Source organism: Citrobacter sp. CRE-46, assembly GCF_059615875.1.
On the sequence record NZ_CM184341.1, the window covers coordinates 4,333,528 to 4,351,378 of the forward strand.

Annotated in this window: 18 protein-coding genes; 8 read left to right on the top strand and 10 right to left on the bottom strand. The window is 52.7% G+C overall.

The features are described from left to right. Both apaG and apaH read left to right on the top strand, forming a co-directional pair. Positions 1 to 378 carry a Co2+/Mg2+ efflux facilitator ApaG/CorD gene (apaG, locus tag AC534G_RS21100; RefSeq protein ID WP_038637116.1) on the top strand — a complete coding sequence of 126 codons (378 nt, stop codon included), beginning with the start codon at positions 1 to 3 and terminating at the stop codon, positions 376 to 378. 10 nt (positions 379 to 388) lie between these two features. Further along, the gene (gene apaH, locus AC534G_RS21105) at positions 389 to 1,237 is read left to right on the top strand and encodes a bis(5'-nucleosyl)-tetraphosphatase (symmetrical) ApaH (protein WP_038637114.1); all 849 of its coding nucleotides are present in this window, start codon (positions 389 to 391) and stop codon (positions 1,235 to 1,237) included. A 90-nt stretch (positions 1,238 to 1,327) separates the two neighbouring features. Here the strand turns inward: apaH and folA are convergent, their stop codons facing one another. From folA to AC534G_RS21150, 9 genes are all read right to left on the bottom strand, one after another. Continuing rightward, positions 1,328 to 1,807, bottom strand: a complete 480-nt coding sequence (gene folA / locus AC534G_RS21110) for a type 3 dihydrofolate reductase (protein WP_003018873.1) — start codon at positions 1,805 to 1,807, stop codon at positions 1,328 to 1,330. Between the two features lie 198 nt (positions 1,808 to 2,005). Continuing rightward, the gene (gene kefC / locus AC534G_RS21115; RefSeq protein WP_110498759.1) at positions 2,006 to 3,868 is read right to left on the bottom strand and encodes a glutathione-regulated potassium-efflux system protein KefC; all 1,863 of its coding nucleotides are present in this window, start codon (positions 3,866 to 3,868) and stop codon (positions 2,006 to 2,008) included. Beyond that, a complete protein-coding gene (gene kefF, locus AC534G_RS21120; RefSeq protein ID WP_038637110.1) occupies positions 3,861 to 4,391 on the bottom strand; it encodes a glutathione-regulated potassium-efflux system oxidoreductase KefF in 531 nt (176 codons plus the stop codon). Before kefF ends, kefC begins: the two co-directional genes overlap by 8 nt. A 103-nt stretch (positions 4,392 to 4,494) precedes the next feature. Next, complete coding sequence (locus tag AC534G_RS21125; RefSeq protein ID WP_003018880.1) at positions 4,495 to 4,728, bottom strand: YgdI/YgdR family lipoprotein; 234 nt, start codon at positions 4,726 to 4,728, stop codon at positions 4,495 to 4,497. A 90-nt stretch (positions 4,729 to 4,818) separates the two neighbouring features. Beyond that, entirely contained in the window at positions 4,819 to 6,162 is a 1,344-nt protein-coding gene (locus AC534G_RS21130) for an MFS transporter (protein ID WP_069324075.1), read from the bottom strand. Positions 6,163 to 6,309: 147 nt separating this feature from the next. After that, positions 6,310 to 6,597, bottom strand: a complete 288-nt coding sequence (gene fixX / locus AC534G_RS21135; RefSeq protein WP_000203731.1) for a ferredoxin-like protein FixX — start codon at positions 6,595 to 6,597, stop codon at positions 6,310 to 6,312. Beyond that, positions 6,594 to 7,880: an FAD-dependent oxidoreductase gene (locus AC534G_RS21140; RefSeq protein WP_087857647.1), complete on the bottom strand. Its 1,287-nt coding sequence runs from the start codon at positions 7,878 to 7,880 to the stop codon at positions 6,594 to 6,596. The genes fixX and AC534G_RS21140 overlap by 4 nt, the downstream gene beginning before the upstream one ends. A 49-nt stretch (positions 7,881 to 7,929) precedes the next feature. Then, the gene (locus AC534G_RS21145) at positions 7,930 to 8,871 is read right to left on the bottom strand and encodes an electron transfer flavoprotein subunit alpha/FixB family protein (RefSeq protein WP_085048329.1); all 942 of its coding nucleotides are present in this window, start codon (positions 8,869 to 8,871) and stop codon (positions 7,930 to 7,932) included. Positions 8,872 to 8,886: 15 nt separating this feature from the next. Further along, positions 8,887 to 9,657: an electron transfer flavoprotein FixA gene (locus AC534G_RS21150; RefSeq protein ID WP_110498760.1), complete on the bottom strand. Its 771-nt coding sequence runs from the start codon at positions 9,655 to 9,657 to the stop codon at positions 8,887 to 8,889. A gap of 480 nt (positions 9,658 to 10,137) precedes the next feature. On the opposite strand from AC534G_RS21150, the gene caiT reads away from it, so the two are divergent. The 6 genes from caiT to caiE all read left to right on the top strand — a co-directional run bounded on the left by caiT (position 10,138) and on the right by caiE (position 17,244). Next, a complete protein-coding gene (gene caiT, locus AC534G_RS21155; protein ID WP_038637104.1) occupies positions 10,138 to 11,655 on the top strand; it encodes an L-carnitine/gamma-butyrobetaine antiporter in 1,518 nt (505 codons plus the stop codon). A 34-nt stretch (positions 11,656 to 11,689) separates the two neighbouring features. Further along, on the top strand, positions 11,690 to 12,832 hold the full coding sequence (gene caiA / locus AC534G_RS21160) for a crotonobetainyl-CoA dehydrogenase (RefSeq protein WP_003018898.1): 1,143 nt from the start codon (positions 11,690 to 11,692) through the stop codon (positions 12,830 to 12,832). Between the two features lie 82 nt (positions 12,833 to 12,914). After that, a complete protein-coding gene (gene caiB, locus AC534G_RS21165) occupies positions 12,915 to 14,132 on the top strand; it encodes an L-carnitine CoA-transferase (protein ID WP_038637101.1) in 1,218 nt (405 codons plus the stop codon). A gap of 62 nt (positions 14,133 to 14,194) precedes the next feature. Beyond that, a complete protein-coding gene (caiC, locus tag AC534G_RS21170; protein ID WP_038637099.1) occupies positions 14,195 to 15,748 on the top strand; it encodes a crotonobetaine/carnitine-CoA ligase in 1,554 nt (517 codons plus the stop codon). 53 nt (positions 15,749 to 15,801) lie between these two features. Continuing rightward, positions 15,802 to 16,587: a crotonobetainyl-CoA hydratase gene (caiD, locus tag AC534G_RS21175; RefSeq protein WP_038637097.1), complete on the top strand. Its 786-nt coding sequence runs from the start codon at positions 15,802 to 15,804 to the stop codon at positions 16,585 to 16,587. 60 nt (positions 16,588 to 16,647) lie between these two features. Next, positions 16,648 to 17,244 carry a carnitine operon protein CaiE gene (caiE, locus tag AC534G_RS21180; protein WP_110496076.1) on the top strand — a complete coding sequence of 199 codons (597 nt, stop codon included), beginning with the start codon at positions 16,648 to 16,650 and terminating at the stop codon, positions 17,242 to 17,244. A gap of 76 nt (positions 17,245 to 17,320) precedes the next feature. Here the strand turns inward: caiE and caiF are convergent, their stop codons facing one another. Then, complete coding sequence (gene caiF, locus AC534G_RS21185) at positions 17,321 to 17,716, bottom strand: carnitine metabolism transcriptional regulator CaiF (RefSeq protein ID WP_038637093.1); 396 nt, start codon at positions 17,714 to 17,716, stop codon at positions 17,321 to 17,323. Positions 17,717 to 17,851: the final 135 nt, after the last annotated feature.

The following is a 17,851-nucleotide window of genomic DNA, read 5'->3' on the forward strand; positions in this document are numbered from 1 at the left end:
ATGATCAATTCGCCCCGAGTGTGCATTCAGGTACAAAGCGTCTACATTGAGGCGCAATCCTCACCTGATGATGAACGTTACGTTTTTGCTTATACCGTGACTATCCGCAATTTGGGGCGAGCGCCTGTGCAGCTGTTGGGGCGTTATTGGTTGATCACTAATGGTCATGGCCGCGAAACCGAAGTTCAGGGCGAAGGTGTGGTTGGCGTTCAGCCCCACATCGCACCTGGAGAAGAGTATCAGTACACCAGCGGAGCGGTAATTGAAACACCGCTGGGCACCATGCAGGGTCATTACGAAATGATCGATGAACAAGGCATCGCCTTTACCATCGACATTCCCGTGTTTCGGCTCGCCGTTCCAACACTCATTCACTAAAACAATAACTATGGCGACATACCTTATTGGCGACGTTCACGGTTGTTACGATGAACTGATCGCCTTGCTGCACCAGGTAGACTTCAACCCCGAACAAGACACCCTATGGCTCACTGGCGATCTGGTCGCGCGTGGGCCGGGCTCTCTGGACGTTTTACGCTACGTGAAATCGCTGGGAGATAGCGTGCGGTTAGTCCTTGGCAATCACGATTTGCACCTGCTGGCCGTATTTGCCGGTATCAGTCGTAACAAACCGAAAGACCGGCTCACACCGCTGCTCGAAGCACCGGACGCGGATGAGTTGCTTAATTGGTTACGCCGCCAGCCGCTCTTGCAGATTGATGAAGAGAAGAAGCTGGTGATGGCGCATGCCGGTATTACCCCACAATGGGATCTGCAGACAGCGAGGAATTGCGCCCGCGATGTTGAAGCCGTATTGTCGAGCGACTCATATCCCTTCTTCCTCGACGCCATGTATGGCGACATGCCAAACAACTGGACACCGGAACTCACGGGACTGGCGCGCCTGCGTTTTATTACCAACGCATTTACCCGCATGCGCTACTGCTTCCCCAACGGTCAGTTGGATATGTACAGCAAAGAGTCGCCAGAAGATGCGCCAGCCCCACTGAAGCCCTGGTTTGCCATTCCTGGACCGGTCAGTGAAGCCTATAGCATTGCTTTCGGGCACTGGGCATCGCTGGAGGGGAAAGGCACGCCTGAAGGTATCTACGCGCTGGATACGGGATGTTGCTGGGGAGGAGACCTCACCTGTCTGCGCTGGGAAGACAAACGGTACTTTGTACAGCCATCAAATCGCCATCTGAATCTGGATCCCGGCGAGGCGGTCAACGCCTGATAGTCGTTTGCCGGATGCGGTGCTCGCACCTTATCCGGCCTACATTAGCTGGATGATAAGGCGTTTCGCCGCCATCCGGCGCTTACGGTATTAACGACGTTCCAGAATCTCGAAGCAGTAGCTGTGGGAGTTTTGTGCGTCGGCATCGTGAAATTCGCTAAACACCGATTCCCAGTCGTCCGGTTCGTAGTCCGGGAAATGCGTATCCCCTTCAACTTCCGCATCAATGTGTGTCAGATACAGTTTTTGCGCTTTCGGCAGGAACTGCTCATACACGCGTCCACCGCCAATCACCATAATTTCAGGTTCATCGCCGCAGGCCGCTATTGCTTCATCAACAGACTTCACCCACTGCACGCGATCGTCGGTGCCTGGCTTGCTGCTGATGACAATATTTTTACGCCCTGGCAACGGTCGCCCGATGGATTCCCAGGTATGGCGTCCCATGACAACCGGCTTGTTTAAGGTATTACGTTTAAACCAGGCGAGATCGGCAGGTAGGTTCCATGGCATGGCGTTTTCCATACCGATGACGCGATCTACCGCTAACGCCGCAATCAGACTGATCATTGAATGTTTCCCGGATACAAAAAAATTGTCGCCACTATACGGAAAGCGCAATCTTTCGTCGACTGGCGGAAAGAGGATGAGCATGAAAATTTTCCGTTCTGCTGGCGAACCGACCTATTTAAGGTGGTACGCCAGCATTACAGTAGTTCAAAAACAGCCAATTAGCAGTAAAGTTTGCAGAACATCACATTTTTTACTCTATGCTGACGGTTTCACTTCCGGCTCATCGGCGACGTCGCCCGTATGTTTACCTTCATCCGTGCCTTGCCAACCATGGCGTTGAATTAACGATAAGTGTTGGCGATCTTCCGCAATAATTTCACTCAGCATTGCGCTGGTGCGTTTATAAACCGCTGCGCGGGAAATCGCGTCATTTTCCCCTTTCACCATCTCCTCAACCATGAGCATATTGAAGCGGCGGAATACGTCGGCCCGCTCACGCGCTTCATAGCGACCAAGCCCAAGACCTTCCAGCGCCAGACGCCCGGTCTTCAGCGCGCCTTCAAAGGTTTCACGTTCCGGCATTTCCACCCCTGCCTGGCGCAGGCGAATGTAATGATCCACATCGCGCGCGCGGGCAATAATGTGCAGATGAGGGAAATGCTCCTTCACCATTTCGGTTAATTGCAGGCTGGTTTGCGGATCGTCAATGGCGTTAATAATGACTTCAGCTTTAGCCGCCCCTGCAGACTCCAGCAGATCCATCCGGGTCGCATCGCCATAGAAAACCTTCATGCCGAATTTACGTAGCGTTTCGATATGGTCCGGGTCATGATCAAGAACCACCATTTTGACGCCGCTCGACAACAGCAAACGCCCGGTAATCTGACCAAATCGCCCAAACCCGGCGATGATCACTCGCGGTTGTTCTTCGTCGATTTCATCCGCTTCCCGCTCTTCACCGGTCGCTGATTTTTCCAGTCGTGTCAAAATCACCAGTAAAATCGGCGTCGCCGCCATCGACAACGCGACAGCCAGGGTCAGCGATTTCGCCCAATCAGGATCAAGCACGTCTGCCATTTGCGCCGCGCCAAACACCACGAAGGCAAATTCACTGCCCTGCCCTAATAATACGGCAAACCAGCGACGTTGCTTATTCGGCACCTGCAACGGTTTCGCTATCAGCCACAGCATGACGGTTTTGATAACCAGGAAACCGACCAGCAGAATAACGATGCGTAATGGGTTATCTACCAGCGTGCCAAAATCGATAGACATCCCCACGCCGATGAAGAACAGTCCCAGCAACAGTCCTTTGAACGGTTCAATATCGCTTTCCAGCGCGTGGCGATACTCAGAACTGGCCAGCAGCACACCGGCCAGGAACGCCCCCATCGCCATCGACAGCCCGACCTCTTCTAATAGCAGACCGAAGCCAAAAACGAGGAACAGCGCGACGGCGCTAAACACTTCCCGCAGGCCTGAACGGGCAACAAAACGTAAGGCGGGACGCGTCACATAGCGACCTAACAGCACCACCAGCACCAGTGCCCCCGCCACCTTAAGCGCAGAGAGCGCAAATGCCCCAAGCGTTGTCGATGCGCCGCTCGCCGCGAGTAATGGGATCATCGCGACCAGTGGAATAGCGGCGATATCCTGGAACAGCAGCACGGCAAATGTACTGCGTCCGAGTTGCGACACCATCAGGTTACGTTCATTCATCGCCTGCATAGCGATGGCCGTTGAGGAAAGCGCCAGCGTCATGCCGATCAGTTCCGCTACCTGCCAGCGCAGGCCGAGGAACATACAGAACAGACCGATCAGCCCCCCGCAAACCACCATTTGTAATGCACCACCGCCAAACACCGAGGCTCGCAGCTTCCACAAACGTTGCGGATCCAGTTCCAGGCCGATGACAAACAACATCAGCACCACGCCGATCTCGGCAAAATGGAGGATTGATTCGGCATCTGTCACCAGCCTCAAGCCCCAAGGACCGATGATGCACCCGGCGATGAGATAGCCCAGAACTGACCCTAAGCCCAGCCGTACGGCGATGGGGACAATCAGCGCCGCCGAACCGAGGTAAATCAGCGCCTGTATCAGCGTATGACTATCCATGATGCACCTCCTGCCACTCCAGCAGACGCTGTTTATAGTGGCGCGCCTGCGCCTGCAGCGTTTCATCATCACAAATAAACGTACAGTGCATCGCAAACGGCGGCAGCCATTTGAGGCCGCAATATAAAGCCGTTGCCTGTAGGGGCTGAGAAAGTACATCAAAGCCAGGATGGGAGCCGATATCAAAGTGGTTTTCACCGCCGCCGGTCGTCACAGCCCACAGCAGATGTTTACCGTGCAGCGCTGTTCCGCCATGGCCATAGGCCCAGCCGTGAGAGAGGACTTTATCCATCCACAATTTGAGTAACGGAGGCGTGCTATACCACTGCATAGGATGCTGCCAGATAATTAAATCAGCGCGTGCCAACGCATCCTGTTCAGCGGCAATATCGATATTGAAATCGGGGTAGAGCTGGTAGAGCGAGCGGATCTCCACGCCCTCCAGCGTCCTTGCCTGATCAAGCATCCGCTTATTCGCATGCGAATGCTGCGGATAGGGATGCGCATAAATGATGAGAATCATGATTAGCCTGTGTCACTGCATTATTGTAATAACAGTGAGTTTAGTCAGTTAATCCACAGGCTAACAGTCAATATTATTGAGTAGATAAATGGAAAAATCTGAGTTAGTTGTCCAGCTCACTCATATCTTTAACCTGGTCGCGGTTAATCTGCTCCGTCTTACCTGTTTGCGCATTTTTATACGACACCAGGCCAGTATCATCATCCACTTGCGGTTTGCCGTCGGTAACGATGGTTTTGCCATCGGTGGTTTTCACCGCCTGGTTTGAGGAACAACCGGCGACGGTAAACAGAGCTGCTGCAGTAAAAATAGAGGTGATCAGGATATGTTTTTGCATGGTGTTCTCCCTGCTTTTCAGTCGTTTTCAGTGAAATATAGATTAACTGTAGGCTAACTGACTGAGTTACAGGGAAAATACAGAACACTCCTAATAACCTGCCCTGGTCACGGGCTTACTGCGAATCGTCATCTGACTGGTTTGAGACAACGTCAGGCCGCGTGTTTCTGGTGCAAAAGCAATGGACACGAGCAGGCCAATCAGCGAAATCCCGGCCCCCATCAGCATGACATTACTGATGCCGTATTTGCTAATGAACACCGGTAGCGCCCAGGTGGAAACAATGGTCCCGATGCGGCTTAACGACATAATCACCCCGACGGCAGACGCGCGAATATCGGTAGGAAACAGTTCGTTGGGATATAGCCACTGCAGATTCCCCGGACCACCAGAGAAAAATGCGTATACGGCAAAGGCCAGCACCACCAGCCACGCCCCCATATCAGGAATTAACCCCAGTACGGCCAGCGCCAGCGTCATCATAATAAAGCTGCCAATCAACAGCGGTCGCCGCCCCGCGCTATTGAGCCAAAACATCGGCGGAATACACCCCAGCATAAAGCACAAGCTAATCACCACGTTGCCCAACGCGGCGCTTTTCCCGGCACCCAGTCCCAGTAGCCCAACAATCTGCGGGCCAAAGGTATAGATGGCGAACATCGGGATCACCTGACAGGTCCAGATGGCGGCAACAAACAGCACAAACGGGAAATGACGACGATTAAACAGCTGGAGAAAACGCGTCTCCTGCGGCGCTTCTTCGTCGAACACCACCGGTTCGCCGAACAGCTTGATCATCATCGCCTCGCACTCTTTCACCCGCCCCTTACGCAGCAGCCAGCGCGGCGATTCAGGCAGGTCGAAGCGTCCAATCAGGATCAAAATACAGGGGATCACCGCGCTACCTAGCATCCAGCGCCATCCGCCCTCAACATCATACAAACAGTAACCGACCAGATCGGCACAGGTTGCGCCGACATACCACATAGCCGCGATAAAACCGATAGAGAAGGCACGCTGGCGGGTATTGGAAAATTCGGTAATCATCGAGGTGGCGATCGGGTAATCGGCGCCAATCACAATGCCGATCAGCACACGCATCACCAGGAGTTCAATGGGCGAGGTAACGAACATGGTCGCTGCCGATATCACGCCAATGGCGATGATATCGATAATAAACATTTTTCGCCGCCCGACCTTATCAGAAATGTAGCCAAACAACGACGTACCAACAAACAGTCCGGCCAGCGTGCCCGCACCCAGCAAGCCAATCCACTGAGCATCCAGTTTCAATGCTGGCGTGAGTTGTTCCAGCGCCACGCCAATCATTACCAGCACATAACCATCCAGAAACGGCCCACCGCTTCCCCATAGCATTATCCTGCGGTGAATAGAGGTAAATTTGATGTCATCAAAGTTCCTGGGCTGCTGCATGGTGATGTCCTGTTTCAACACGGGCAAAGCGTCATCTGTAGGCCGGATAAGGCGTTTACGCCGCCATCCGGCATTGGCACCACATGATTGCCGGATGGCGATGCTACCGCATCTTATCCGGCCTACGGGTACACAACCTCGTACTTATTAGCCGTAGCGGAACTCCACGCCAAACGTCCCGCGTGGGTATTCCCATTTTTCCAGCGCCGTATCAAGGCCGAGGATCCGGCACGTTCCGCACTCCAGGCACCCGGCGTAATCAAAACGAACGCTACCGTCGTCCTGCTTTTTATACAGTCCCGCCGGACAGGCCTTAATCAGCACCTCCAGCGCCTGTTTATCAGGATCGGCTTTGAGAATGATGTGTGGGCTATCTTCATCCACATTGAACTTATTGACGCCCAGTTTGACGTCCACATTGACGGGAGATGTCATAATACGGTCACTCCTTTCAGGCCATCTTTCATCAGGTTGATGAAGCCCACTTTCTTCGCATGGCGCAGGATTTTTTTACGCATTGGCACCGGAGCGGAGCCATCCACGGTGAACAGGTCGCGCGCGATACTGACCGCCATTTCGGGATAAGCGGTAAACATGCGGGGATTATCAAGAAAAGCCGGCAGTTTCTGATACATGCGCATATCGCGCATCGGACCTTCGTCCAGATGCTGACGGTATTCACCCAGCGACTGCTTGCTAAAATCGTCGCGCTTCATCGCCGAAAGCACCGTCTTCGCCGCCGCTTCGCCTGCGGATATGGCGAGATCCATACCACGGATGGTAAAGCCGAGGTTCATACACATACCGGCAGCGTCTCCGGCAATCAGTACGCCATCGCCCACCAGTTCAGGCTGCATATTCATTCCCGCCTCGGGTACAACGTGTGCAGCATATTCCACCAGCTTGCCACCAGCGATCAGCGGAGCAACTGCCGGATGCTGTTTGAAATCTTCCAGCATTTGCGGGACCGATTTTTTCGCGTCTTTCAGATGATGAAGACCGCAGACCAGCCCCAGAGAAAGGGTTGTTTCATTCGTATACAGAAAGCCACCGCCCATCAGACCATCGGTTGGCGCCCCGGCAAACAGACAGGCGGCGCCTTCGTTGCCCTGTAGCTGGAAACGATCTTCAATCACCGACTTCGGTAATTCGATCAGTTCCTTCACGCCGACGGCAACATGTGATGCCTCAACACGCTTGGCCATGCCCAGCTTTTCAGCCAGCAGAGAATTCACCCCATCGGCGAGGATCACGACTTTGGCTTCCAGAATATCGCCATCGGCTTCCACGCCCACGACTTTACCCTCGCGCTGAACGACGTTATCGACGCGAATACCGGTGATCAGTTGCGCCCCCGCCTCTTCGGCCTGCTCCATCAGCCAGGCGTCAAATTTACTGCGCAAGACGGAATAAGAAACCTGCGACGCGGCGGCCTCTTCACCATTGCAGTAGTCGATAGTCATCGCCCCGTTGTCGGTCATAAAGGCGAGTTTTTCGTGGGTAATCATGCGTTCAATGGGGGCCAGATCCGCAAAGCCGGGAATGATGCGTTCCAGGCTATGCGCATACAGACGCCCACCGGTGACATTCTTCGCGCCAGCAGAATTGCCGCGCTCGATAACCAGCACCTGTGCACCTTCGCGAGCAAGCACCAGCGCCGCAACCGAACCGGCCAGACCTGCACCCACGATGATGGCATCAAAGATATCTTCGGACATACGTACTCCTGTCAGCGGCAGGATACCTTCGCATCCTGCCCGAAATGATTTATCGCGCTAAGGCAGCCGTCAGCGCAGGCAGGATCTTCAGCGCATCGCCAACGATGCCAAAATCCGCATACTGGAAGATCGGCGCATTTTTATCTTTATTGATGGCGAAAATCGTCTGCGCGCCGTTGGCGCCGACCATGTGTTGGATCTGCCCGGAGATCCCCACCGCCAGATACAGTTCAGGCTTGAGCATCAGGTTGGAGATACCGACGTAGCGCTCGTGCTCCATCCACTTCTCGTTTTCCGCTACCGGGCGAGAACAGGCCAGCTCAGCGCCAATCGTCTGGCACAGCGCTTCGGCCAGCGAGATATTCTCTTTGCTGCCTATACCGCGTCCCACACTGACCACCAGACGCGCTTTATCGAGATCGACGCTGTTGCTCTGACGTGCCTGGGTTGCGGTGCGGGTCACAGCATTGGCCGGAGCCTGCCACTGCACGGTGTGCATCTCACCGCTGCGAGAAGTGTCCGGGTCTTGTGCGTCAAACGTTCCGCTGCTGAGCGTGATCACGGCAAACGGCGAAGCAATGGTTTCTGCCCCTATCGCCAGACCGCCGTAGACCATATGCTTAACCGCCGCTTTTCCATCCTGCAGGGCGACTTCGCTGGCGTCGTTGGAAACCGCAGCCGACAAGCGAAAGCCCAGCTTTGCCGCCAACAGTTTGCCCCGGCGCGTATTCGGCAGCAGTACCGCGCCGCCCTCGCTATGCTGACGAACAGTCTCAGCCATCACATCAGCGTAGTCTTCGATCATGCGGTCTTCTGGTTTGCCGCTGAGCAGCCAGACATGATCCGCGCCCAAATGACATGCTGTCGCGCTATCCGCTTCGTTCAGTACGAACGCGTTAACTTTTTCACCTACAGCCTGCGCGCCACTCATCAGTTCGGGCAGACGAGAAGGGGTATCGCTGAATACCCAGACACTGGAAAATTTGTTCATAACATCCCCTGATAATTAAATGATTTTGCGCAGATTCTCGACAAACGCGGCGATTTGTTCTTCACCGTCACCTTCAATCACCACACGCTGACGCTCGCGCTGCTTCGGTGCGGCAACCTGTTGTACGGAATACGCGGGTACGCTGTTCAGCCCGATATCCGCAGGCGACCAGACCTGAACCGGTTTTTTCGCCGCGCCAAGAATGGCTTTCATCGAAGGGATTTGTGGAGTGTTGATGTCGGTGGAAACCGCGATCACCGCCGGGAGCGGGATGCTCAGCGTTTCAACTTCATCTTCCAGTTCGCGTTCTACCGTCAGCGTACTGTCAGTAAGAGAGAGGATCTTACTCACGCCGTTAATCGCCGGAACGTTCAGCGCTTCACCCACCAGCAAACCAACCTGCTGAGCATAAAGATCGGAAGAACCGTCGCCGCAAATAAGCAGATCGAAACCTGATTTTTGCGCCGCGGCGGCCAGCGCGGTAGCGGTGTGTTGCGGCAGCGCCTGCTCAAATTGATCGTCAATCACCACAATCAGTTCATCAGGGCCACGAGAAAGGACATCTTTGCGCCCTTTTGCATTAGTCAGCGCTTTGCCGCCAACGCTCATGGCGACAACCTGAGCGTCTCCCACCTGCTGTTTTAACTGGCAAGCAGCTTCAATTGCATTCAGATCATATTGGCTGATTTTGCCATCCGCTTTGCTGAAATCGAGTGAACCATCAGCATTATTAATCGCAATATCCTGTTCATCAGGTACGCATTTGTAGCAAGTAATTATCTTCATTGCATCTCCAGAAATCATGAAGGAAACGTATTTATATCGGCGGTGTTAAATACAGATATCACGCTCTTTAATTCGGAAATAAAACCTTAATCACCAATATTGAAAATGTCACACATTGAAATTCGTAACTTTCAATAGTGTTACATGCCTCACCAATATTGAAAGAAACACGTCAAATATGAAAATTTTCAATATTGCTTGCTGGTTCAACAATATTGAACGCCAGACACTTAAAAAAGTTAAAAAACCAATGTCAAATATATGATTTACAATCAAAAAACAGATATTTCAAGACAAAATAACCAGCACAAAAAAGTGTGACACAAGTAACAGAATCACGCGAAATGAATACCCATTATGAGTTACTCGTTGAGGTGTCCCAGAGGTTAATAAGTTATCAACAAACCATTAATAATAAATAAACAAACGTTCAAAAACGGGCACGCTAAATAAATTTCGTTTTCACACTGGAATTCACTTATGAAAAATGAAAAGAGAAAATCGGGAATTGAACCGAAGGTTTTTTTTCCGCCATTAATAATTGTCGGAATACTTTGCTGGCTAACAGTAAGAGATCTTGATGCCGCTAACGTCGTTATTAATGCGGTATTCAGTTATGTCACCAACGTCTGGGGATGGGCATTTGAATGGTATATGGTCATCATGCTATTCGGCTGGTTCTGGCTGGTTTTTGGCCCCTATGCCAAAAAGAGATTAGGTGACGAAAAACCGGAGTTTAGCACCGCCAGCTGGATTTTTATGATGTTCGCGTCCTGTACATCCGCTGCGGTGCTGTTCTGGGGCTCTATTGAGATCTACTACTATATCTCCACCCCGCCGTTCGGCCTGGAACCAAATTCCACGGGCGCGAAAGAGATAGGTCTGGCGTACAGCCTGTTCCACTGGGGGCCGCTGCCGTGGGCAACCTATAGCTTCCTTTCTGTAGCCTTTGCCTACTTCTTCTTTGTACGTAAGATGGATGTCATCCGTCCCAGCTCCACGCTGGTACCGCTCGTCGGTGAGAAACATGCGAAAGGGTTGTTCGGTACCATCGTTGATAACTTCTACCTGGTGGCGCTGATCTTCGCAATGGGCACCAGCCTCGGTCTGGCTACCCCGCTGGTCACCGAGTGTATGCAGTACCTGTTCGGTATTCCACATACGCTGCAACTCGACGCCATCATCATTACCTGCTGGATCATTCTGAACGCCATTTGCGTGGCCTGTGGCCTGCAAAAAGGGGTCAAGATCGCCAGTGACGTACGTAGTTATCTGAGCTTCCTGATGCTCGGCTGGGTGTTTATCGTCAGCGGTGCCAGCTTCATCATGAACTACTTCACCGACTCCGTCGGGATGTTGCTGATGCATCTGCCACGGATGCTGTTCTATACCGATGCCATTGGTAAAGGCGGCTTCCCGCAGGGCTGGACCGTTTTCTACTGGGCGTGGTGGGTAATTTACGCCATCCAGATGAGTATCTTCCTGGCCCGTATTTCTCGTGGTCGCACCGTACGCGAACTGTGCTTCGGGATGGTACTGGGCCTGACCGCGTCTACCTGGATCCTGTGGACTGTCCTTGGCAGCAACACGCTGCTGCTGATGGATAAAAACATCCTCAACATTCCGCAGTTGATTGAACAACACGGCGTGGCGCGCGCCATTATCGAAACCTGGGCCGCCTTACCGCTCAGCACCGCCACCATGTGGGGTTTCTTTATCCTCTGCTTTATCGCCACCGTAACGCTGATTAACGCCTGCTCTTACACCCTGGCGATGTCCACCTGTCGCGAAGTTCGCGATGGTGAAGAACCGCCTCTGTTAGTGCGTATCGGCTGGTCGGTGCTGGTCGGCATCATCGGTATCGTTCTGCTGGCACTGGGGGGGTTGAAGCCGATTCAGACCGCAATTATCGCCGGAGGATGCCCGCTGTTCTTCGTCAACATTATGGTGACGCTGTCCTTTATTAAAGACGCCAAAGTGCACTGGAAAGACAAGTAATTCTTATTAACCTAATTGATCAAGAGGCTGAAAGATGGATTTCAACTTAAATGACGAGCAGGAACTGTTTGTCGCCGGTATTCGTGAACTGATGGCCAGTGAGAACTGGGAAGCTTATTTTGCCGAGTGCGATCGTGACAGCGTCTACCCTGAGCGTTTTGTAAAAGCGCTGGCGGATATGGGCATTGATAGCCTGCTGATCCCGGAAGAACATGGCGGTCTGGAAGCGGGTTTTGTTACCGTCGCCGCCGTCTGGATGGAGCTGGGACGTCTTGGCGCACCAACTTACGTGTTGTACCAATTGCCGGGAGGTTTTAACACTTTCCTGCGTGAAGGGACTCAGGAGCAAATTGATAAAATCATGGCGTTCCAGGGTACCGGTAAGCAGATGTGGAACTCTGCTATCACCGAACCGGGAGCGGGATCGGATGTCGGCAGTCTGAAAACCACTTATACACGCAAAAATGGTAAGGTTTATCTTAATGGCAGTAAGTGCTTTATCACCAGTAGCGCCTATACCCCGTACATCGTGGTCATGGCGCGAGACGGTGCATCGCCGGATAAGCCTGTTTACACCGAATGGTTTGTCGACATGAGCAAAGCGGGTATCAAGGTCAACAAACTGGAGAAACTCGGTCTGCGCATGGATAGCTGCTGTGAAATCACCTTTGACGACGTTGAACTGGACGAAAAAGACATGTTCGGTCGGGAAGGTAACGGCTTCAACCGCGTGAAAGAAGAGTTTGACCATGAGCGCTTCCTCGTCGCGCTGACCAACTACGGCACCGCAATGTGCGCTTTTGAAGATGCCGCGCGTTACGCTAATCAGCGCGTGCAGTTTGGTGAAACTATTGGCCGTTTCCAGCTGATTCAGGAGAAGTTTGCGCATATGGCGATCAAACTGAACTCCATGAAAAACATGCTGCTGGAAGCCGCGTGGAAAGCAGATAACGGCACTATTACCTCCGGCGACGCGGCAATGTGCAAATACTTCTGCGCCAACGCCGCGTTTGAAGTGGTAGACACCGCCATGCAGGTACTGGGAGGTGTTGGTATCGCGGGCAACCACCGCATCACGCGTTTCTGGCGTGACCTGCGTGTTGACCGCGTTTCTGGTGGTTCTGATGAAATGCAGATCCTGACGTTAGGCCGTGCGGTACTCAAGCAATACCGATAGAACGGCGCAACCTGTAGGCCTGATAAGACGCTCGCGTCGCCATCCGGCCTACGTGGCCCCCATAAATGCCAGGAGAAAAATTATGAATCATTTACCAATGCCAACCTTTGGCCCTCTTGCTGGAGTACGCGTTGTTTTTTCAGGGATCGAAATCGCCGGTCCATTCGCCGGACAGATGTTCGCCGAATGGGGCGCCGAGGTTATCTGGATTGAAAACGTCGCATGGGCCGATACCATCCGCGTACAGCCTAACTACCCGCAGCTCTCACGCCGCAACCTGCACGCCCTGTCGCTCAATATTTTCAAAGATGAAGGTCGGGAAGCGTTTCTGAAACTGATGGAAACCACCGATATTTTCATTGAAGCCAGTAAAGGCCCGGCCTTTGCACGCCGCGGTATTACTGATGAAGTGCTGTGGGAACATAACCCGAAACTGGTCATTGCCCACCTTTCCGGTTTTGGCCAGTTTGGTACGGAGGAGTACACCAATCTTCCGGCGTATAACACCATCGCGCAGGCGTTCAGTGGTTATCTGATCCAAAACGGCGACGTTGACCAACCGATGCCAGCCTTCCCGTATACCGCAGATTACTTCTCCGGGATGACCGCAACGACAGCGGCGCTGGCGGCCCTGCACAAAGTGCGCGAAACGGGTAAAGGTGAAAGCATCGATATCGCCATGTACGAAGTGATGCTGCGCATGGGTCAGTACTTCATGATGGACTACTTCAACGGCGGCGAAATCTGTCCACGTATGACGAAAGGGAAAGATCCCTACTACGCCGGTTGCGGCCTGTATAAATGCGCCGATGGTTACATCGTCATGGAGTTGGTCGGCATCACGCAAATCAACGAGTGTTTTAAAGATATCGGCCTGGCCCACATTCTCGGTACGCCGGAAGTTCCGGAAGGCACGCAGCTAATCCATCGCGTGGAATGCCCTTACGGCCCGCTCGTCGAAGAGAAACTGGACGCCTGGCTGGCAGCACATACCATCGCCGAAGTCCAGGCGCGCTTTGCTGAACTGAATATCGCCTGTGCGAAGGTGCTAACCATTCCGGAACTGGAAGGCAATCCGCAGTACGTTGCCCGCGAATCCATTACTCAGTGGCAAACAATGGACGGCCGCACCTGCAAAGGACCGAACATCATGCCGAAATTTAAAAACAACCCGGGGAAAATCTGGCGTGGCATGCCATCACACGGCATGGATACCGCCGCCATTCTGAAAAACATTGGTTATAGCGAAGCAGACATAAATGAGCTGGTCGGCAAAGGCCTGGCCAGGGTTGAGGAATAAACGCGACGCGCTAACCCGCTCGTGGGTTAGCGCTCACGCCTGATTTCAGTGGATAAAGCAATATGGATATCGTTGGCGGACAAAACTTACGTCAGATGTGGGACGACCTGGCCGGGGTGTACGGAAATAAAACGGCGTTAATTTTCGAATCCTGTGAAGGAATCGTTCGGCAATTTAGCTATGCCTCGCTCAATGAAGAGATTAACCGCACGGCGAACCTTTTTCATTCCTTAGGGATCCGCAAGGGCGATAGGGTCGCACTGCATCTGGATAACTGTCCGGAATTCATCTTTTGCTGGTTTGGACTGGCAAAAATCGGCGCCATTATGGTGCCGATTAATGCTCGCTTACTGGGCGAAGAAAGTGCCTGGATCCTGCAAAACAGCCAGGTGAGCCTGCTGGTTACCAGCGCCCAGTTTTATCCTATGTACCGTGAAATACGCCAGGAAAATAGCACTCCGCTTAATCATATCTGTCTGATTGGCGAGCAGCTTCCGGCTGACGATGGCGTGAGCCACTTTACCCAACTGCAGGCTCGTCAGTCGACCACCCTGTGCTATACGCCTGCGTTATCCACTGACGATACGGCGGAAATTCTGTTTACCTCCGGTACCACCTCGCGTCCAAAAGGGGTGGTGATTACCCATTATAACCTGCGCTTTGCGGGCTATTACTCTGCCTGGCAAATCGCCCTGCGCGATGATGACGTATACATGACGGTGATGCCCGCTTTTCATATCGACTGTCAGTGTACCGCCGCAATGCCGGCCTTTTCCGCCGGCAGCACCTTTGTGCTCCTGGAGAAGTACAGCGCCCGGGCATTCTGGGATCAGGTACGTAAATATCAGGCGACGGTGACCGAGTGCATCCCGATGATGATCCGCACGCTGATGGTCCAGCCCGCCGCGCCAACGGACAGGCAGCATCATCTGCGCGAAGTGATGTTCTATCTCAATCTATCCGCGCAGGAAAAAGACGCCTTTATCGAACGCTTTGGCGTCAGGCTGCTGACCTCTTATGGTATGACTGAAACCATTGTCGGAATTATTGGCGACCGTCCCGGAGACAAACGACGCTGGCCTTCCATTGGTCGCGTGGGATTTAGCTATGAAGCTGAAATTCGCGACGATCAAAATCGTCCGCTGCCCGCCGGAGAAATTGGCGAAATCTGTATTAAAGGCGTCCCCGGCAAGACCATCTTCAAAGAGTATTACATGCAGCCGGAAGCAACCGCCAGGGCGCTGGAACCAGAGGGCTGGTTACATACCGGTGATTCGGGTTACCAGGATGAGGATGGCTATTTCTATTTTGTCGACAGACGCTGCAACATGATTAAACGCGGCGGGGAAAATGTCTCCTGCGTCGAGCTGGAAAATATTATTTCTGCACATCCGAAAATTCAGGACATTGTGGTTGTTGGTATTAAAGACGCGATCCGTGATGAAGCCATTAAAGCGTTTATTGTCCTTAATGAAGGCGAAACATTAAGCGAAGCCGAGTTTTTCAGCTTCTGCGAAAACAATATGGCGAAATTCAAGGTTCCCTCTTTTATGGAGATCAGAACCGACCTGCCGCGCAACTGCTCAGGAAAAATAATCAAAAAAAATCTGAAATAAACCTTCCGGCAGGAATCCCTCCCGCCGGGAAACTATTTATCTGGAGATGAACCATGAGTGAATCATTACATCTGACCCGTAATGGCCCGATCCTGGAAATTACCCTCGACCGACCTAAAGCCAATGCCATTGACGCCAAAACCAGCTTTGCAATGGGCCAGGCTTTTCTTAATTTCCGTGACGATCCGGAATTACGCGTAGCAATCATTACTGGCGGCGGGGAGAAATTCTTTTCTGCTGGCTGGGACTTAAAAGCGGCAGCGGAAGGTGAAGCGCCGGATGCCGATTTTGGTCCCGGCGGCTTTGCCGGTTTAACCGAAATATTTGATCTGGATAAGCCGGTCATCGCCGCGGTAAACGGCTATGCGTTTGGCGGCGGTTTTGAGCTGGCGCTGGCAGCGGACTTTATTGTCTGCGCGGAAAACGCCAGCTTCGCGCTACCGGAAGCCAAGCTCGGCATCGTGCCTGACAGCGGCGGCGTTTTGCGCCTGCCTAAGCTGTTGCCACCGGCTATCGTCAACGAAATGGTGATGACCGGTAGACGAATGAGCGCCGAAGAAGCGCTGCGTTGGGGGATCGTGAACCGCGTTGTTAGCCAGAGCGAACTGATGGATAGCGCGCGCGAACTGGCGCAACAACTGGTTAATAGCGCCCCGCTGGCAATCGCGGCGCTGAAAGAGATTTATCGTGCGACCAGCGAAATGCCGGTAGAAGAAGGCTACCGCTACATCCGCAGCGGCGTACTGAAGCATTATCCGTCGGTACTGCATTCGGAAGATGCGCTCGAAGGACCGCAGGCATTTGCCGAAAAACGCGATCCGGTGTGGAAAGGTCGTTAATGTGACTATGCCGGATAAGGTGTTTACGCCGTCGTCCGGCAAAAAAACCGAGGTACAACCATGAGCTATTACGCCTTTGAAGGACTGATCCCGGTGGTACACCCGGACGCGTTTGTCCATCCCAGCGCCGTGCTGATTGGCGATGTCATCGTGGGTGCTGGTGTTTATATTGGCCCACTCGCGTCATTGCGTGGGGATTATGGGCGCCTGATCCTTAAGGCAGGATCTAATCTGCAGGATGGCTGCATTATGCATGGCTACTGCGATACCGATACCATCGTGCATGAGAACGCTCATATCGGCCACGGCGCTATTTTGCATGGCTGCGTGGTGGGCCGGGACGCCCTGGTCGGTATGAACAGCGTGATTATGGACGGCGCAGTGATTGGCGAAGAGAGCATCGTCGCCGCCATGAGTTTCGTCAAAGCCGGATTTCAGGGTGAGGCAAGGCAACTGCTGGTGGGTTCACCTGCACGAGTACTACGCCAGGTCACAGACCAGGAGCTGCACTGGAAACGCCTCAACACCAAAGAATATCAGGATCTTGCGGTCCGCTGTCGAACGGGGCTATCTGAAACGAAGCCGTTAACCCAGGTCGAAAAAAACCGGCCGCGCCTGAAAGGCACGACGGACGTGAAGCCAAAATCAGCCCAATAATTGATGCCGGATGCGCTGACGCTTATCCGGCCTACGCGTCAATCCCCGTTAACGCTGCCATCAGGCAAACTAACCATTAGCGACGCATACTTTTTGACAGCATCATCTGCCATTTCTGCTCACGGTTGAGCTCTGTTGGGGGAACGGCAGACAGTCGCGGCGCTTTCGCCACACTCACTTTTCTTTCCTGCAAATTATGATTCAATCGGCGATAGAGATGAGAATCAATACTCACGACTTTCACCAGACGCTGGCACTGACAGCCTCGTCCTGCAATCTGGTTAGGGATCATCTTCACTTCACAAACAATTTCCCCAACTTCTGACAGAATATAGGAGAGCGTATTAATTGCTTTGCAGTGTTCAATATCAAATTGACGGGAAATCTCCTTGGCAGTGATCCATCGGTCCTCTGCCATCATCCAGTCAGCAATTAACAAATAAAGCGGTCTTTCAACATATTTTTCACACATAAGCACACCATTTCACAAATTAAAAATCTGGCTACGGCCTGTCCAAATTAATAAAAACTAAGCCATATTAAAATTGTGGATATAAAGATAGTATGCGACTTGAATGTTGATTAGTGTGAGCAATATCGTGCTTAT

Excerpts from the sequence above, each read along its gene's own strand:
- apaG (WP_038637116.1), top strand. The coding sequence starts at position 1 with ATGATCAATTCGCCCCGAGTGTGCATTCAGGTACAAAGCGTCTACATT.
- apaH (WP_038637114.1), top strand. The coding sequence starts at position 389 with ATGGCGACATACCTTATTGGCGACGTTCACGGTTGTTACGATGAACTG.
- folA (WP_003018873.1), bottom strand. The coding sequence starts at position 1,807 with ATGATCAGTCTGATTGCGGCGTTAGCGGTAGATCGCGTCATCGGTATG.
- kefC (WP_110498759.1), bottom strand. The coding sequence starts at position 3,868 with ATGGATAGTCATACGCTGATACAGGCGCTGATTTACCTCGGTTCGGCG.
- kefF (WP_038637110.1), bottom strand. The coding sequence starts at position 4,391 with ATGATTCTCATCATTTATGCGCATCCCTATCCGCAGCATTCGCATGCG.
- AC534G_RS21125 (WP_003018880.1), bottom strand. The coding sequence starts at position 4,728 with ATGCAAAAACATATCCTGATCACCTCTATTTTTACTGCAGCAGCTCTG.
- AC534G_RS21130 (WP_069324075.1), bottom strand. The coding sequence starts at position 6,162 with ATGCAGCAGCCCAGGAACTTTGATGACATCAAATTTACCTCTATTCAC.
- fixX (WP_000203731.1), bottom strand. The coding sequence starts at position 6,597 with ATGACATCTCCCGTCAATGTGGACGTCAAACTGGGCGTCAATAAGTTC.
- AC534G_RS21140 (WP_087857647.1), bottom strand. The coding sequence starts at position 7,880 with ATGTCCGAAGATATCTTTGATGCCATCATCGTGGGTGCAGGTCTGGCC.
- AC534G_RS21145 (WP_085048329.1), bottom strand. The coding sequence starts at position 8,871 with ATGAACAAATTTTCCAGTGTCTGGGTATTCAGCGATACCCCTTCTCGT.
- AC534G_RS21150 (WP_110498760.1), bottom strand. The coding sequence starts at position 9,657 with ATGAAGATAATTACTTGCTACAAATGCGTACCTGATGAACAGGATATT.
- caiT (WP_038637104.1), top strand. The coding sequence starts at position 10,138 with ATGAAAAATGAAAAGAGAAAATCGGGAATTGAACCGAAGGTTTTTTTT.
- caiA (WP_003018898.1), top strand. The coding sequence starts at position 11,690 with ATGGATTTCAACTTAAATGACGAGCAGGAACTGTTTGTCGCCGGTATT.
- caiB (WP_038637101.1), top strand. The coding sequence starts at position 12,915 with ATGAATCATTTACCAATGCCAACCTTTGGCCCTCTTGCTGGAGTACGC.
- caiC (WP_038637099.1), top strand. The coding sequence starts at position 14,195 with ATGGATATCGTTGGCGGACAAAACTTACGTCAGATGTGGGACGACCTG.
- caiD (WP_038637097.1), top strand. The coding sequence starts at position 15,802 with ATGAGTGAATCATTACATCTGACCCGTAATGGCCCGATCCTGGAAATT.
- caiE (WP_110496076.1), top strand. The coding sequence starts at position 16,648 with ATGAGCTATTACGCCTTTGAAGGACTGATCCCGGTGGTACACCCGGAC.
- caiF (WP_038637093.1), bottom strand. The coding sequence starts at position 17,716 with ATGTGTGAAAAATATGTTGAAAGACCGCTTTATTTGTTAATTGCTGAC.